This window comes from Pseudoalteromonas sp. SG43-6, assembly GCF_014164365.1.
Taxonomy (GTDB): Bacteria; Pseudomonadota; Gammaproteobacteria; order Enterobacterales; family Alteromonadaceae; genus Pseudoalteromonas; species Pseudoalteromonas rhizosphaerae.
Map to the genome: position 1 here is coordinate 43175 of NZ_JACJEZ010000017.1, position 17023 is coordinate 60197.

18 protein-coding genes are annotated in these 17023 nt (G+C 40.7%); 8 read left to right on the plus strand and 10 right to left on the minus strand.

What is annotated here, in order from left to right; genetic code table 11:
* Positions 1-3 precede the first annotated feature (3 nt).
* On the minus strand, positions 4-624 hold the full coding sequence (locus tag H5201_RS09130; protein ID WP_259399674.1) for a LysR substrate-binding domain-containing protein: 621 nt from the start codon (positions 622-624) through the stop codon (positions 4-6).
* A complete protein-coding gene (locus H5201_RS23145) occupies positions 560-847 on the minus strand; it encodes a LysR family transcriptional regulator (protein WP_259399675.1) in 288 nt (95 codons plus the stop codon). The genes H5201_RS09130 and H5201_RS23145 overlap by 65 nt, the downstream gene beginning before the upstream one ends.
* 109 nt (positions 848-956) lie before the next feature.
* Here H5201_RS23145 and H5201_RS09135 point away from each other — a divergent pair, with 109 nt between their 5' ends.
* Positions 957-1607: a glutathione S-transferase family protein gene (locus H5201_RS09135; RefSeq protein ID WP_182740104.1), complete on the plus strand. Its 651-nt coding sequence runs from the start codon at positions 957-959 to the stop codon at positions 1605-1607.
* Positions 1608-1641: 34 nt separating this feature from the next.
* Positions 1642-1995 carry a DUF4112 domain-containing protein gene (locus H5201_RS09140; RefSeq protein ID WP_145240395.1) on the plus strand — a complete coding sequence of 118 codons (354 nt, stop codon included), beginning with the start codon at positions 1642-1644 and terminating at the stop codon, positions 1993-1995.
* Positions 1996-2008: 13 nt separating this feature from the next.
* Here the strand turns inward: H5201_RS09140 and H5201_RS09145 are convergent, their stop codons facing one another.
* Positions 2009-2713 (minus strand): DUF1045 domain-containing protein, encoded by a 705-nt coding sequence (locus tag H5201_RS09145; RefSeq protein ID WP_182784348.1) that lies wholly within the window; start codon positions 2711-2713, stop codon positions 2009-2011.
* A gap of 260 nt (positions 2714-2973) precedes the next feature.
* Here H5201_RS09145 and H5201_RS09150 point away from each other — a divergent pair, with 260 nt between their 5' ends.
* The 5 genes from H5201_RS09150 (at position 2974) to H5201_RS09170 (ending at position 8134) form a co-directional block, all read left to right on the plus strand.
* Positions 2974-3528, plus strand: a complete 555-nt coding sequence (locus H5201_RS09150) for an elongation factor P hydroxylase (RefSeq protein WP_182784350.1) — start codon at positions 2974-2976, stop codon at positions 3526-3528.
* On the plus strand, positions 3518-4633 hold the full coding sequence (locus H5201_RS09155) for an ATP-NAD kinase family protein (protein ID WP_182767917.1): 1116 nt from the start codon (positions 3518-3520) through the stop codon (positions 4631-4633). The genes H5201_RS09150 and H5201_RS09155 overlap by 11 nt, the downstream gene beginning before the upstream one ends.
* A 36-nt stretch (positions 4634-4669) precedes the next feature.
* Positions 4670-4945, plus strand: a complete 276-nt coding sequence (locus H5201_RS09160) for a YfcL family protein (RefSeq protein WP_145240403.1) — start codon at positions 4670-4672, stop codon at positions 4943-4945.
* Positions 4946-5107: 162 nt separating this feature from the next.
* Positions 5108-6667: an AbgT family transporter gene (locus H5201_RS09165; protein ID WP_182784352.1), complete on the plus strand. Its 1560-nt coding sequence runs from the start codon at positions 5108-5110 to the stop codon at positions 6665-6667.
* 153 nt (positions 6668-6820) lie between these two features.
* A complete protein-coding gene (locus H5201_RS09170; RefSeq protein WP_149983015.1) occupies positions 6821-8134 on the plus strand; it encodes an AarF/ABC1/UbiB kinase family protein in 1314 nt (437 codons plus the stop codon).
* A 159-nt stretch (positions 8135-8293) separates the two neighbouring features.
* On the opposite strand, the gene H5201_RS09175 is transcribed toward H5201_RS09170, so the two are convergent.
* The 4 genes from H5201_RS09175 to H5201_RS09190 form a co-directional block, all read right to left on the minus strand.
* A complete protein-coding gene (locus H5201_RS09175) occupies positions 8294-10141 on the minus strand; it encodes a DEAD/DEAH box helicase (RefSeq protein ID WP_145240410.1) in 1848 nt (615 codons plus the stop codon).
* A gap of 160 nt (positions 10142-10301) precedes the next feature.
* Positions 10302-10565 (minus strand): GrxA family glutaredoxin, encoded by a 264-nt coding sequence (locus tag H5201_RS09180; RefSeq protein WP_149983014.1) that lies wholly within the window; start codon positions 10563-10565, stop codon positions 10302-10304.
* 139 nt (positions 10566-10704) lie between these two features.
* Positions 10705-12783, minus strand: a complete 2079-nt coding sequence (locus tag H5201_RS09185) for a TonB-dependent siderophore receptor (protein ID WP_182735591.1) — start codon at positions 12781-12783, stop codon at positions 10705-10707.
* 123 nt (positions 12784-12906) lie between these two features.
* On the minus strand, positions 12907-13404 hold the full coding sequence (locus H5201_RS09190) for a TlpA disulfide reductase family protein (RefSeq protein WP_145240416.1): 498 nt from the start codon (positions 13402-13404) through the stop codon (positions 12907-12909).
* Between the two features lie 286 nt (positions 13405-13690).
* Here H5201_RS09190 and H5201_RS09195 point away from each other — a divergent pair, with 286 nt between their 5' ends.
* Positions 13691-14137 carry an Hsp20 family protein gene (locus H5201_RS09195; protein WP_182718630.1) on the plus strand — a complete coding sequence of 149 codons (447 nt, stop codon included), beginning with the start codon at positions 13691-13693 and terminating at the stop codon, positions 14135-14137.
* A 140-nt stretch (positions 14138-14277) separates the two neighbouring features.
* Here the strand turns inward: H5201_RS09195 and H5201_RS09200 are convergent, their stop codons facing one another.
* From H5201_RS09200 to H5201_RS09210, 3 genes are read right to left on the minus strand one after another with little or no spacing between them, the layout of a single operon-like run.
* Positions 14278-14820 (minus strand): hypothetical protein, encoded by a 543-nt coding sequence (locus H5201_RS09200; protein WP_145240420.1) that lies wholly within the window; start codon positions 14818-14820, stop codon positions 14278-14280.
* Positions 14817-15950, minus strand: coding sequence for a peptidylprolyl isomerase (locus tag H5201_RS09205; protein ID WP_259399208.1), 1134 nt, complete (start codon positions 15948-15950; stop codon positions 14817-14819). The genes H5201_RS09200 and H5201_RS09205 overlap by 4 nt, the downstream gene beginning before the upstream one ends.
* A 56-nt stretch (positions 15951-16006) precedes the next feature.
* Entirely contained in the window at positions 16007-17020 is a 1014-nt protein-coding gene (locus tag H5201_RS09210) for a phospholipase (protein ID WP_182718632.1), read from the minus strand.
* Between the last annotated feature and the right edge of the window lie 3 nt (positions 17021-17023).

Sequence of the window (17023 nt, forward strand, 5' to 3'; positions counted from 1 at the left end):
GATTCACAAGGTAAGTGCATAATCTGCTGCTATTAGCTTTACTAACTCTCGTTTTATCGGGTTATGAGCGTGGTTTGCGTGTAATAGTACGATATCAATAACGGGCAAGGGCGGCAGAGTTGAGTCAGTAACCGTCACCAGCTCCTGAGTGTTACTTACCTCAGCCATCACACCAACGGCTAGATTGGCTTTTACTAATGCTGTGAGCGCACTGAGCGAGCCGCAGCAAGCAACAATGTTAAATGGGCGTTCAGCCTTTAGTAACCCTTCAATAGCCGCTTGATGAAATTTACAATCTCGTTGAAATATTGCAACTGGCAGGGTCATAGCGGATTGATAGTTAAATTCGGCACTTTTAACCCACACACCTTTGCTTGATTCTAAAAAATAACCTTCTTCAGAGCTGGGCGAGCGCGTCGCAATCACCATGTCTAGCAAGCCTTGATCTAGCTGTGTTTTGAGCTGGTTGGTCGGCGCGCAACTGATTTGTAAATCAAGTTGCGGTATATGTTTATGTAATAAAGCCACAACTTTAGGTAATACTGTGCCTGCATAATCGTCAGGACATGCTAAGCACGCGAGTTTGCCCACCACCGGTTTTAAGTTGTTTATAGGCTTCATCATGCAGTGCTAATAATTGTTTTGCGTAGCTGGCTAAGTGAACGCCACTTGACGATAGTACAAGCTGCCTGCCTTGTTTGATAAATAATGGATTACCCAGCTCTTGTTCGAGCTTTTTCATTTGCATGCTCACTGCCGATTGGGTGCGGCATACTTGTTGAGCAGCGCGAGTAAAGCTGCCCGTTTCAACAAAAGCGCAAAAAGTACGTAGGGCGTCTAAATCCATATTTAACTCATCTATCAATTTTACTTATGTATTGTATAAAAACTATTGGTAAGTAATTAATTTACTACTGCTTTATATTAGGGATATTAAACACTACTAAGGAACGCAAATGCAATTATTTATCGGTAATAAAAACTATTCGACATGGTCGCTTAGAGCATGGTATTTAATGAGTAAATTCAATGTTATTTTTACTGAGAAACAACTCGTATTAGACACCCCTGAGTTTTATGAAACGCTTAAAAACGGTTTTGCAGTACAGAAAGTACCCGCCTTAGTCGATGGCGACTTGCAGGTATGGGATTCATTGGCAATTTGTGAATACATCAATGATGCTTATTTATCAAATACAGCTTGGCCTATTGATACTGCGCAGCGAGCGACAGCCCGCAGTTTAAGCGCTGAAATGCATACCGGCTTTATGGCGCTGCGTAATGAAATGCCAATGAATATTCGTGCAACTCGCCTAATTGAGTTATCTGCGGCGGCTAAAAAAGACATTAGCCGCATTGATGAAATATTCAGCCAGCAACAACGTAGTTACCCAAATGCGTGGTTGTTTGGTGAGTTTAGTATCGCAGATGCTATGTATGCGCCTGTAGTACTTAGGTTAAAAACCTACCAAATTTCACTTTCAGCTTTGGCGGAGCATTATTGTCAGCATGTTTTAAGTTGCCCTACATTACAACAGTGGATCACCGAAGCGCTAAAAGAAACTGATATTGTTGCTTGCGATGAAGCAGGGGTTGATGTTACTTAAAGTAACTTGCCAAGCGATAAGGTTATGAGGACGTATGGAACAGATTAAGCTATCACACCAAGATACATTAAAGCGGCTAGAAAGGTTTAGTCGCTTTACCGACAGCAGTATTGGCATTCCTTTTACTCGGTTTAAGTTTGGCGTAGAGGCACTGATCGGTATTCTGCCTGGTATTGGAGATCTAGCTGGGCTAATTTTATCTAGCTATATTCTATTTGAAGCCCAGCGCTTAGGAGTTAGTAAGCGTATAAAATTACGTATCGTAATAAATATGTTGATTGATTTTTTTGGTGGCCTAATTCCGCTTGTCGGTGATATTTTTGACGCTTACTTTAAAGCAAATACCCGCAATACCCGTCTACTGAAACGCTACTTAGTAAAACAATAACGATAAAAATAAGTTAGTTTTTATCGTTATTAAAAAAGTATTCTGCAATCACTTGTTTCTGTTGGCCAAACGGGTCTGAAATGCCAATCCCAATGCCGATTATTTTACCCTGCGCTTCAGGCGGGTGGGCTTGCATTTGTTTATTTAAAATAACGAGCTTAGGGCTTTTCTCGTTAGCTAATAATGTTAAATGCGGCTGAAAGTTCTGAAATACATTGGGGCTACCATAGCGCTCAAATGCCGTTAATTTGTTGGGGTAGTTTTTAACCCAGCTAGGGATTGTGGCATTTGTATCGCGTAATGGCTCAATCGCCATTGTTACTTCATCTGCTAGCCTTTGCAGCTTAGGCGAATACTGTAAGTTAATAAATGCCCAATTACTTTGCGTGACAGTAAAGCCTTGCGCTGTTATAGCAAATTCTTGATGTTGCTCGGTGATACTTTTTACAGCACGTTTAATGTCTTCTTCTGAGCCTTCAACAAAGTCAGTTAAATACAAAGTAGCGTGCACTGGCTTACCTTTTTCATAAAAACTCATGATCCCTTCTTTTTTTAATGCATCACTAGTTTGCTCAACTAAGTTAATGATTGACTTGGAAGGGATTGCAAACACATTGATGCTGACACTTTTTGCAAATGAGGGCAGGGGGATAATTATCAGCGTAATTAAAGTAACAACTAAAAGCTTCGGTGGTTTTATAAAAAGTAATTTGAACATGGGTTTATAATTTTATTCTTAAATTCGGATAGTAAGTGTAAAGAGGATAAGGGTTATTACTTGAACAGTAAATAAAAGCAGCTAGATTGCAGCGAATACATATTTTTGGCTTAGCTAAATTTGCAAAGTAAAGACAAGACAATAACGCATGGCTGCTTAGTCGTTATCAACTTTTACATTCTTGCTAAAAGCCCGTACAATTCGCCTCGATTTTAATGTGCATTTGTTGCATTTTACCGAGGCGAATTAATCAGACTTTTATGCATCAAATAGCCGATTTAACATCTATTTTTGAACGCACTTTTTACCAAAGCCATAATACACGCTTGGTCAAAGGTGAGCATGAGCCTATTTATATTCCCGCTGATGTTAAAACGCCGTATCATCAAATTGTGTTTGCCCATGGTTTTTATGCCAGTGCACTGCACGAAATAGCTCATTGGCTGGTGGCGGGTGATAAACGTCGTTTACTCGAAGATTACGGTTATTGGTATTGCCCAGATGGCCGTGATAAAGCTCAGCAAGCAGAATTTGAAGCCGTTGAAGTAAAACCGCAAGCAATCGAGTGGGCGTTGAGTGTTGCTACAGGTTTTGAGTTTAATGTTTCGGTTGATAATTTAAATGGTGAGCAAACCTGTCGTTTTGATTTTCAGGCGCGAGTACACAAGCAACTTTTACAGTTCCTAAAAATAGGCTTTAATCCTCGGACTACTGCACTTTTAAAAGCATTAAGCGAATTTTACAATACGCCATGGCCATTGAATGCCGGGCAGTTTGTATGGCAACATCCTCAGGAGTTAAGTAATGCAGTTTAAGTTAGGACTAATTGTAAACCCAGTTGCTGGTTTAGGTGGCAGTGTGGCGCTCAAAGGTAGTGATGGTGTTGCGGCTAAAGCTCTGGCGCTTGGCGCTGAGCCAAAAGCTAATTTACGCACTAAAGCAGCGCTTGAGGTGTTATTGCCTTATCAAGATAAAATAACAATTTATACTGTTAATCACTCAATGGGTGAAAGCACCGCTACAGATCTTGGTTTTAATACCGAAGTTGTGTATCAAAGCGAGCACCCCAGTAGTGCAGATGATACTGAGCGTGCAGCCAAGGTATTGCAACAGCTAGGTGTTGATTTAATTTTATTTGCTGGTGGCGATGGCACTGCGCGCAATATTTGTCATGCGGTTGAAGATAGCGTACCGGCACTTGGCATTCCTGCAGGCTGTAAAATTCATTCAGGGGTTTATGCAATCACGCCAAAGGCCGCAGGGCGGGTAGTCGAAATGCTGGTCAAAGGTGAACTAGTTACCTTAGGCGATGCCGATGTGATGGATATTGACGAAGATGCGTTTCGTCAAGGCACAGTTAAAGCAAAACGTTATGGTGAAATGCAAGTACCCAGTGAAGTACGTTATGTACAAGCGGTAAAAAATGGCGGTAAAGAAACCGACGAGCTGGTACTTGCTGATATTGCCGGCTATGTCGTCAGTGAAATGGATGAAGATACGTTATATGTAATGGGCAGTGGCTCAACAGTTGCAGCTATTATGCAAGAAATGGGACTTGAAAATACCTTATTAGGTGTTGATTTAGTTGCAGATCAAAGCTTAATTGCGCAAGATCTTACAGCTGAACAATTATTAGCGATGACCCATCAGCGCGACACTAAATTAGTGATCACGCTAATTGGTGGCCAAGGCCATATTTTTGGCCGTGGCAATCAACAGTTAAGCCCAGCACTTATTCGCGCGATAGGGCTGGATAATATTATTGTGGTGGCTACCAAAACTAAATTACAGGCTTTAAACGGCCGCCCGCTCATTTGCGATACAGGCGATAGTGAGCTGGATGATGAATTAAGCGGTTATATTCGTGTAACCTGCGGATTTAACGACCATATTATGTATGCAGTAGGCCATCAAGATTGATTGGTAGAAGACCCTGCAAAATCAGGAGAAGTAGAAGTGAGTTTAGTAAATTATATTGACGCAGCCCAACAGTATTTTGATGACTTAGTGATCAAAGCCACTGATGATGAGTTATTTGCCGGTGGTTATTTACGAGGCCATTTTGATTTAGCAGTAGGCTATGCGCAAGTTGAAGAGCTTAATCTTGAAATAGATGAGCTCAATGAAACCGTTGAAAAAAGTTTAGTGAAAGCGTATCGCAATGGTGAGCTTAACGAAGAAGATAAAGCCCTAGTAGTAAGATTATGGGAAGAAGTAAAAGCACTCGCTTAAAAGACTAAATAAAAAGTTATTTAAAAAAACGGCAATAGTGCCGTTTTTTTGTGCATTGAGCCTATTTAGTTCCTATAAAATGTATTTTCTGTTCACTTAAAATTTACCTCATTCCCTAGATACGCTAAAGTACCACTGACTAAACTCTAGGGAACAAGTGAAATGAATAATAATAAAGATGCGGCAATGCCCTCGGGCATAGTTGCGCGATTTTTAAATTTTGTTGAGCGGGTAGGAAATAAACTGCCTGATCCGGCAATCATCTTTTTGTTTGCCATGTTACTAATTTGGCTACTGTCGTGGTGGTTCTCAGGTGTTACTTTTGACGCTATCGACCCTCGTACCGGTGAAGCCATTATTATTAATAATATGTTGGCGAGTGATTCGTTGGCGACCTTTTTATCATCAATGGTAAAAACTTTTACCGGTTTTGCACCGTTAGGTGTGGTGTTAGTGGCCATGCTGGGTGTAGGGGTTGCTGAACATTCTGGCTTTATTAATACTGGCCTTAAGTTAATGTTAAAGGTGACACCTAAAAAACTTTTAACACCGTCAATTATTTTAGTCGCCATCGTCAGCCATACAGCAACCGATGCAGGTTATGTGTTAGTCATTCCGTTAGCTGGTGTTATATTTTATGCAGCAGGGCGCCATCCATTGGCGGGTATTGCGGCGGCATTTGCGGGAGTCAGTGGTGGCTTTGGTGCAAACTTTATTCCGTCGGGGATTGATCCACTATTGCAAAGCTTTACCCAAAGTGCGGCGCAAATTATTAACCCCGCGATGTCGATTAACCCATTAAATAACTGGGCGTTTACCTCGGCTTCAAGTTTATTCATTATTTTATTAGGCTGGTACATCACCGATAAAATCATTGAACCACGGTTAAAAAATACCGAATTAGATGGTAATAAAGAAGATTTACCTGCATTTGAAGATGCCCGTAGCGACGAAAAACGCGCGTTTTTTATTGCAAGTACAGTGATGATTGCAGGTCTTGCGTTATTAGCTTATGTGTCAGCCCCTGCGGACTCTGCAATGCGAAGCGAAGATGGCTCTTTAACTAATTTTCGCTCGCCTTTAATGCAATCTATCGTACCGCTAATTTTCCTACTGTTTTGGATACCTGGTGCAGTGTATGGTTTTACCGTTGGCACCTTTAAAAGCTCTAAAGATATGATAGATGCCATGAGTAAAGCAATGGGCGGCATGGCGTATTATATTGTAATGGCGTTCTTTTGTGCCTTGTTTATTGCTGCATTTAGTAAATCAAACTTGGGAGCTCTGCTGGCAATTGAAGGCGCACAGCTGTTAAAAGCCATGCAGTTACCAAGTGCGGTGACTGTTGTCGGTATCATCTTTTTAACTGGTTTTGTAAACTTGTTTGTTGGCTCAAGTTCAGCAAAGTGGGCGCTACTGGGCCCGGTGTTTGTGCCTATGTTAATGCAGTTAGGTATCTCGCCAGATTTAACTCAAGCGGCTTATCGCGTGGGCGATTCTAGTTCAAACATCATCACTCCTTTAATGCCGTATTTCCCATTAGTTGTGGTGTACTGCCAAAAATACGTCAAAGGCACGGGCATTGGCACGCTTATCGCGATGATGCTGCCATATTCAATCGCTTTTATGATTGGCTGGAGCTTATTTTTACTCGGTTACTGGGCACTGGGTATCCCGCTTGGATTAGACGCAAGTTACGTGTACCCAGCAGTCGCGCCTTAATAAATCACGGCTAAATATTTATGTGTAAAAACCTCGTCATTATAATGGCGAGGTTTTTTTGTGGTTAGTTTTATCCAGCCAGTTGTCAATTCGATCGTATACCCAGCTTGGTACGTATAAACCGGTAAATATATTCGTTAACTAGGTTTTAGTATGGCCAATGAACGCGCTGTTCCTACATCTCGATTTTCACGCTTTGCAAAGTTAGGCTCATTAGCAACCAGTGTCGCGAGTAATATGTTATTTGAGGGAGCCAAAAGTACTCTTTCAGGAAAGGGTTGGGATAATAAAAGCTTATTACTGCAGCCTAAAAACATAAAAAATCTAGCGACAGAACTATCACACTTACGCGGTGCGGCAATGAAATTAGGGCAGCTACTGTCAATGGATGCTGGGGATCTACTCAGTCCAGAGCTTGCTCAATTACTTGCATTACTTCGATCAGACGCTAACCCCATGCCACATAAACAACTCATTACTGTATTAAAAGAGCAGTGGGGAGATGACTGGTTATCGCGTTTTTCACATATTGAGCTTAGGCCATTTGCTGCCGCTTCTATTGGTCAAGTGCATTTGGCCTACCATGAAAACGGCGAGCAATTAGCTGTAAAAATTCAATACCCGGGGATCGCAAAAAGTGTGGTCAGTGATGTTGATAATGTTATATCGCTGCTTACACTGTCTCGTTTATTACCTAAAGATCTTGATATCAAGCCACTCGTCGCAGAGGCTAAAATACAATTATTAGCGGAAGCTGATTATCATCGTGAAGCGCAGTATTTATTACGTTATAAAAATGCATTGGCAAATAACCGACACTTTATTGTTCCTAACGTCTATAAAGAGCACAGTACTAAACAAATATTAACGATGCAGTATATTGAGGCTCAGCCTATAGAGGGAATTACCGATCTACCCAAAGCAGAGCAAAGCTTTGTGGCACAGCAACTTATTGCGTTATTTTTTAAAGAAATGTTTGAATTTAGACTGATACAAACAGATCCAAACTTTGCTAATTTTCATTATCAACCAGCCACACAAAAAATCGTTTTATTTGATTTTGGGGCAACCCGTGAGATTTCGCCTCAGTTGAGCCAAGCTTATCTAGCTTTATTTAAAGCAGGCAGTGAGAATAATCGTGATGGGGTATTAAATGCGGCCACTCAGATTGGTTATTTTAAAGATACATTGCGTGACAGTTATAAAGATAATGTTATAGAGCTATTTTTAATGGCGTGTGAGCCACTGCGTCACGATGGTGATTTTGATTTTAAAAATAGTCAACTGGCAGCAAATATTAAAGATGCTGGGTTGCAACTTAGTGCACAAGCACAGCAATGGCATACACCACCAGTGGATGCATTATTTATTCACCGTAAACTTGCTGGTTTATATTTGATTGCGGCTCGATTAGAAGCAAAAATAGATGTTAGAGCGTTATTTATGCCAATTTTATTAAAAACATGATTATTTTAGCGAATTCAAATACTCATTCATTCAATGCAATTGCTATCAACGAATATTGTGACTTCACAAAATCTTCCCCTCACGAATATTTACTTTATTCCAAACACAAAAAAACCTTGTCACTTTCGTGGCAAGGTTTTTTTATTAAAGAGTCGTTGCTTATTTAGCTGTGAAGCTTACTGGGCGACGTTCTTTACGAGGACCGCTACGCTTATCACCGCGTGCACTGTCATCTTTGTTAAAGCTGCGTTTTTTGTCACCTGATGGACGCTCAGAGCGTTCAGCACGTGGTTCAGCAGGACCTTGATCTTGTGTTAATGTTAAGCCCATTGGACGTTTACAAATAAACACTTTTTGGAAATGATCAAGTACATCTTTAGGCATGTTTTGCGGTAATTGAACCGTACTGTGATTGTCGTGTAAACGAATATCACCAATAAATTTGCTTGAGATGTCAGCTTCGTTAGCGATAGCGCCAACAATGTTCTTAACTTGAACACCATGTTCACGACCTACTTCGATACGGTAAGTATCCATAGGGCCTGCATCACGGCTATTACGTTCACGTGGTTTAGCATCACGGTCACGTGCAGGGCGTTCGCTGCGTTCATTACGACGACCACGGTCACCACGATCATTACGCTCACGTGGGTTACGGTCATTACGTTCGCTACGCTCACGTTGTTGGATCTTAACTTCTTCAACCTTAATTGGTGATTGTTGCTGTGCTAAACACAGTAACGCACCTGCTAGGTCTTCAGGAGCAAGTTCAAGCTTTTGCGCCATATTAGCTGCTACTTCATTAAAGAAAGTAATATCTTTATTTTCAAGCGCAATAGCTAATTTAGCTTGTAACGCTTCGATACGTTTTTCTTCAACAACTTTTGCAGTTGGTAGTTCAACTTGTACAATATCTGAATTCGTATGACGAATGATATTTTTAAGTAAATAACGTTCGTTATGTTTTACGAAAAGAATCGCTTTACCAGTACGACCAGCACGACCTGTACGGCCAATACGGTGAACATAAGCTTCAGAATCTTGTGGGATATCGTAGTTGATAACAAGGCTTAAACGGTCAACATCTAGACCACGCGCTGCAACGTCTGTTGCGATAACAACGTTTAGCATGCCACTTTTTAAGCGTTCTACTGTGCGTTCACGTGCTTGCTGGTTCATGTCACCGTTAAGTGGAGCTGCAGAGAAACCTTCGCGCTCTAATAATTCAGCAAGTTGTACTGTATCGTTACGTGTACGTACGAAAACAATCGCGCCTTCATATTGTTCAGCTTCTAAAAAGCGAACAATCGCTTTATTCTTGTGTACGCTGGCATTCCAAAACACTTGCTCAACAGATGATACCGTTGAGTTACGCGCAGATATATGAACCTGTTCAGGGTTATTCATATATTTGCTGCTGATGTTTTGAATTTGCTTCGGCATGGTCGCAGAGAAAAGACATGTTTGCTTTTCGCGCGGCGTTTTTTCCATGATGTTTTCAACATCATCGATAAAGCCCATACGTAACATTTCATCGGCTTCATCAAGTACAAGAGCTTGTAAGCTGTCAAACTTGATAGTGCCACGGTTAATATGATCGATTAAGCGACCTGGAGTAGCGACAATAACTTGCGCGCCACGACGAAGTGCACTTAGTTGGATACTGTAGCTCTGGCCACCATAAAGTGCCAATACTTCAATACCACGAACATGTTTAGCATATTGTTCGAATGCCTCAGCTACTTGGATCGCAAGCTCACGGGTTGGTGTGAGTACAAGGATCTGCGGCTGCTTCACAGACGGGTCAATATTATTAAGTAATGGCAGTGCAAATGCTGCGGTTTTACCTGTACCCGTTTGAGCTAGTCCCAGTACGTCCTTTCTTTCTAGCAATAACGGTATACATTGAGCTTGGATTTCAGATGGTGTCTTGTAACCCAACTCTTCAACTGCCTTCAAAATTGCAGGAGAAAGATTTAGAGATTCAAACGTGACTGGTTCTGACATTAATACGCCTCAACGAATTTAAAGAGGCGCGCATTGTATAGGATTTACGAGGCAAATGCTTGTATAAATTGAAACTAATTTGTATGTAGTTGATGTTGGTCATAATTTAATCAATTTGATTGTGGGTAAATCAAATTGATTAACAAATTTTATACAGAACTTATTGATAAAGTCCAAGATTCTCTTTAGCGTAAGCTTCAAACTCAGTGAAACCACCGATGTGTGCTTGGTCAATAAAGATTTGTGGCACGGTTGGGCAAGGCTTACCTGCTGATTGTTCTAAATCGGCTTTACTAACGCCTTCTTTAATAATATCAACATAACGGTATTTAAAATCATCACGTTCATTTGCTAGTTTTTCAGCAACATCTTTAGCACGTACACAATAAGGGCAGCCTTCACGGCCAAAAATTACAGTTAACATATCGCTCTCCTCGATTTTATTTACATTCATCTTAACTAATTGAGAAAAAATAAACAGCGTAAAAAAACGATTGATGAATTCTATTTTAATGATTGCATACACCTTTAATCAGTATTAAAGGTGTATGTGGGGTGGCTAATTAAAACTTAACACTAAAGCCAATTGAAGGGCGCATTTCAAAATCATCCTCGTTTTCTTTGATAATTAAATCATTAGTCGAGGTTACTTTCTGATAATCTAAATCAATGCTACTGGTGTTTGCTTGGCCGTAGGCGTTCATTAATTCTAAAATTAACACACCGTCTAAGCCCCAAAAGTCGGTTTGACGTTCAAAACGAAGATCAAGCCGATGATAAACATCGAAACGCTCAGAAAATGGATCACCATATTGTGGTAAAAAACGTCCTTCGAATTCGGAATTTTCTGTGACGCCAACAATCGGGGTGTAAGCTTGACCGCTGCGGGCAGTAAAGTTAAAGCCCCCTTGCCATTTTTCACTGATTTGGTAATTAAACACCATGTTGACAACTAAAGGGGTATCAGCGTAATAATCCCGAGTGATATTTTGGCGTTGGTCAGTGCGTTCACTTTTGGCATAACTAACTGCAAGCCAGCCATACCATTTATCAGTTTTATTTTTGTTTATTAATAGATCAACACCGTAAGCTCGCCCAGTTACATCATTACTGTAACGAATTGCTGCATCGGAATAATTGTTTAATGCCAACGGTAAATCGTCCATGGTTTTGTAATACCCTTCAATAGACCATGTCCATTCATCGGCAAGTTCTTGTGCAAAACCTAAACTGCTGTGTTTTGAGGTTTGCGAACGTAAATTCGGGTTGCCGTGTTCAGGCAATAGAGTGTCAATATCTTGCATGCGATTATAATGCCCGTATTTAGCATTGATGCTATTGTGATCATTAATAAAATAGCTAAGCGCAAGACGCGGCATCACAAAATCTTCATCAGTGTAATCATTGCTTTGATATTGCACGCCGACTTCGCTTTGCCATTGTTCGTTAATAACCCAAACATGGCTAACACCAACAAAGAACTTATCAAGGGCTAGCTTGTCTTTACCCGTTATTCGCTCACCTTTGTTTAGATCGCAATCAGGATCGAGCTCGGTACAAAGATATTGAAAACTATCGTAACTGTAAGTACTGTCGTTATCAAAATAGGCGGCATCAAACACCAGTTGCTGGGCTTTAGTAACACGCCAATTTAATCGTCCTTTATAAGTGATTTGCTTTTGTTGTTCTTCATCAAAATAGCCATCACTTAGCGTGGCACGTTTAGCGTATTCCAATCGGCCAGAATGTTCGAGCGAACCAACGCCTAAGCGTAAATGAAAGTCTTTATTAAAGTGATCCCATAAAATACTTTGGCTGGTAAATTCACGAATAAAATCAGCATCGCCTTGATACTCAGGATTTTTTAGTGAAAGTTCAGCGCGTTGATTAAAGCCTGCTGCAACCGAGTCTTTTGCGCCTGTAAATGACACTGTTAGGGCGTTTTGATTGTTTATATCCCAGATCCATTTGCCTTGGTAATCATGATCATCTGGGGGATCATTGATGGTGATACCACTGAGTTCACCATCGTCGTTTTCAAGCTCTTCACCTTTAGAGAAGAACAGTGGTAATGTACTTTTACGTGCTGATAAATAAAACGCGGTGTTCTGCGTGAGTTGCCCTTCAACAAAGACACCGGCATTAAACATTGTAAGATCAAGCGTGGTAGTAATCGGTTGATATTTAGGGTTACGCAGTGTTACGTCAAATACGGCACCGGTGGCGTTGCTGTAACTGGTGCCATAGCCTGCTGAGTAAAGTTGAAAATCTTGAATAATGTACTTGTTGAAAATAGAACTGCCGAAATCATGAAAAATATAGCCTGCAGGCATAAAATCCACTTCAAACAAATTATCATCGGGCGATGAGCCACGTACCGCCGGTTCACTCATTGAGCCGCCAGCGGCGACAACGCCTGGTAATGCAAATACTGCCCGCAGTGGATCGCCCATAGCACCGGGCATAGTGATCAGTTTTTCAGTATTTTCGGTTATTTCACTGGTAATGCTACTGCGTTTATAAACGGTTTCAAGACGCTCTATTATTTCTTCATTAGCATCAACGTTGGCGTGCGTTAAAAATGGCAAACACAACGCCAGTGGCGTTAAACGGTAAAGTGATGGCAAGCAGGTGGCTAACATGATTCTTCCATGGTTATGAGTAAGTGTGACTGCGACCTATAGTAATGAGAAAATATATAAAAATACGTAGTAAACTGTACGAAAATGTAGGCAAATGTAGGGAGGTGTTACAAGCTGTTACATTTAGTTTTGAGCTCTGATAGTAATACCTAATTGGCTTGAATAGCCCATTGAGCGTGCGGTTATTCGCAGTTGTTGATCAATTACATAGTAAGTAGGAAAGGCGCTGATTTTATAATTACTCTGGGTATTTTTATCGCCTAGTAAAATGGGCATTGTGAGTTTAAGTTCACTAACAAACTGCGCAACTGCTTGTTCATTTTTATAATCAAGTGCAATGCCAATGGCGTTGATATTAGAATCAACCAATGCCGCTTCTAGGTTTGGCATACTGTAACGACAGATTGTGCACCATGGCGCAAAAAAATAAACCACGGTGGTGTTACCTTTGAGCATCGCAATATCAATACGTTGTTCGCTGTCATTGAGCACAGGTAAATTAAAATATGGAGCAGGGCTGCTATCTGAGCTGAGTAAATTGCGTTGCTGATATGTAGTCACTACAAAAAACACCACAACTAACATAATTATATTGAGCAGCAAACTCGTTACTTTTTTCATATCGACCTCTAAAGCTAATTCCCCTTATTACTATTTAAAGACTTGAAAAGCAAACTTTGAGTCCTCACTTTATTGAGTAGGCAAAAAGAGATTTTGAAAAAAATAAAACTTTTTTCAAAAATAATCTTGAAAACAATTTTGCCGTCCATATATAGTTTAGTGAGGACGCCTGATGGGTCCCAACTAAACAGAAGTAATTGAAATTTATATTATTAATTAAACTTTGCTTGCGCTTGTTCAACCGAAAAGCACATGCAAAATATCGCTTAAATATGAGGATATTATTATGCGTACAATAGATTTATCACCACTTTATCGTTCATTCATTGGCTTCGATCATTTAGCATCTTTAATGGATGCGGCCGCTCGCACTGACAAGCAGCCAAGTTTTCCTCCGTATAACATCGAAGCACTCGATAAAGACAAATATCGCATTACTATGGCTGTTGCCGGTTTTAGTGATAATGAGCTGACGATAGAGTCAGAAAATAACACCTTAAAAGTTGCTGGCATTAAAGCCAATAAAGATGACAGCGCAGAGCGCAAATTTATTCATCAAGGCATTGCTGAGCGCAACTTTGAACGCAAATTCCAGCTAGGTGACCACGTTAAAGTACTCGGCGCTGATTTAGCCAATGGGCTACTTAGTATCGACTTGCAACGCGAGATCCCTGAAGCACTTAAACCACGTAAAATTGAAATTGGCAGTGGTAACTTGCTAGAAGGTAAATAACCATCCCTTTGACAGTGTTTTTCCCCTAATTTACTTGTTATTTTTAGTAGCCGCCTCAGTTGAGGCGGCTTTTTTAGCTTTGCTTAAACATCGGGTCCGCTTAGCGCACCATTAATCGCAGATGATTAATGATGCTGTGTTCAGTTTGTATCTTTACTTTTTAATTTGGCTTGCATGTCTTTTAAGGCGGCAATTTTATCAATAGCAACTTGCAGCTGCCGTTGAGGGAGGCCTTTTTGACGGCCTTTTTCGAGCAAGCTTTCAAGGTTAGTTATTTTTTGTTGAGCAGCTATTACAAAGCGTTGCTCGAGCTGAGTTTGCTGCTGTTTATGAAAATCGAGGTAAGCTTGATGATCGGTTAAGTCGCCTTGAAACTGACTCGCACTGATTGGATTTTTTGCGATGACAGGCAAGTAACTCGGTGTAGTAATGGGCGGCAGTTGTTGACTGGCATCAGTATTTTTTAATGAGGTGTGACTATCAATCGCCGCTTCAGCAGTCATATCTGGATTAATAGCTGTCGGTGCCGACGCATTATTTATTTGTGGTGCGGGCGTTACTGGCGTTAAATCATCAGCAGCGCGGATGGGAGCTATTTCACGTTTTCGCTCTGTTGTTAAATTTATTACTAAAAAACCTAAACAAGCGACGCCTGTAATTATGTAGATAGCTTTTTTATTCATAGTTTTACTGCATTTTGTTGTTGCCAAGCCAGCCAATTTTGCTGATAGCGTTGCTGCGCTTTTTGTATTGCGATGGCTTTTTTAGCTTGATAGCGAACCGTTTCGTCAGTAGCGCTAAAGTAGTTATACTGATGGTTATTACTAATTATGACGACCCATAGACCTTCAGGTGAGCGCATCACCGCAGATAATTCTTCTGCTTTTAGCGTATAAGCCAGTTGCACAGCCCAATTACTTTTATTTTTGCGAGTTAGTTTATTGTGATACTTAGCATAAATGTCGGTTTGCTGTGATATATATAATGCATCTGTAAAAGAGCTTGCTTGTACTGTGTTTCTAAAGCGAACCGCTTGCTCTCGCTCAGTAAACGCAGCGCCGTAAGCTGTCACTTCACTAAGGTATTTAAAGCGCGCTTTATTTGCCTGATAATAATTTTTTATTTCTTTATCGGATATTTGTTGTTCAAGACTGTCGAGTATTGGGCTTTGAACGTGCATCATGTCTTTAATACCTAGCCAACTTTGAATCGAAGGCCTTAAAATATCGCCTTTTGCTAGTTCTTCTAGGTGCGCGATACTGATCCCTTGCTTTAAAAGTAATGGCGTTGCTTTTAAAAGCAACGCCTCAAATTGTTGCTTTTTTATCACTTCAGTTTTGAATAAGTCACTTTCACCTTGGTGCAGTCGAAAGCGTACTTGCATAGATAAAGGGGCTATAAACTCATAAAGATTGACGGCGGTTGTAAAGAGCCCTCTGAGCTCAGTGCGCTGCATTTTATTGATTTGTTCAGCGTTGTATTGGCCATCAGCAGGGTAGCTAGGCAATACTTTGAGCAGCCACTGGGCATTATATTGTGTGAGATTACTTCCTTTAACATAGGATGTTGATAAATTGAGTTGCCTGTCAAATATGTTCATTAAATAGCGCTCAACATGGTACTGCGTGCTAAAGCCTACCGCAGATTGACGTTCAAGCAGCTCAGGCATATGTTGTTCTGCTTGATATAATAAAAATTGATTTTCAAACATATGTTTACGAACGTCTTTGCGACTAATGTTGGCATTGTGTTGTTGATAAACTTGCTGCATTAAACGCACTTCAGCAGCGCTATATTGGTTAAATGATGCCATTGTTAGGCTGCTATAAAGCAGTCCTAACAATAACAAAATACAACTGCTCAGCGCTTTCATTGGCGTACGACCATGGCATGATTAAGTAGGTGCACAACCATGGCAATCGCATGTGGGATCACTTGTTTTGCCGTATTTAAGCGGTCGTAATGGTCTTGTGAATTAAGCACAATACCGCCTTGAGCATAAGAAAAAGCGCCACCTTGTGTCAGTAAAGGGCGTACGTCTTGACTGTTTATATCCAGTGCTGAAAATGTTTGCATGGCTTGTGTAATAAGGGCAGAGTCATTGAGTTGTTCCTGATCATAGTAGTCTTTTACCCAGCTTTCCCAGCTTGAATGATTGAGATCAGATGTGGTCCAAGTATGGTGTGGTTGTAGTAAGTCAGTTGTATGGAAAACAAAACCTAACACTTGTGGGTTGCCACTTTGCAAATAGCTTTGATACCAGTATTGACCTAAATTATCAATTGGCTGAAAAGGCATTTCTTCAAAGTCATCGTACATGTTGTAATTTGATTGGCTGTCAATTCGGTAATTAGCTTCAGTAATACCATAGCTGTTGTACTTTGATGAATCGGCATTAAACCAGCCTGTTTCACCGCCTTGACCGTCATCAAGGTAGTCACCTTTTAACCAGCTTGAAGCCAAGTTATCAACGGTGCCCCATACCGTCAGTTTTTGGTAATTGTAGCCACCAAAGTCGTTACCGTGTTGATCAGCCCCTTGGGTATGGTTTTGGAAATGCCAATAGCTGGTATATTTAACAATACTCTCTGCTGCTCCCCATATTGGTGCTTGAACACATGACCCCGTTACAGCACCACAAAAGAAGGTGTCTTCAAAGTCATCCACATCATAGGCTGCTTGGCCTAGTACTTCGGCTAACTGGGTTACCGTCATATTATTTTGTTGAGCGTATTTGCTTAATGCCGAAAACTGTGTGCTGCTTGGGTGCTGCTGCATATAGTTCACTGCATCGATGACGATACGTTTATGTGTTTCTTGGCTAAATGCCTGTGCTTGGCTTGTACTGATCAGTAATAATGCCGTTAAAAACTGTTTTTTCATCGT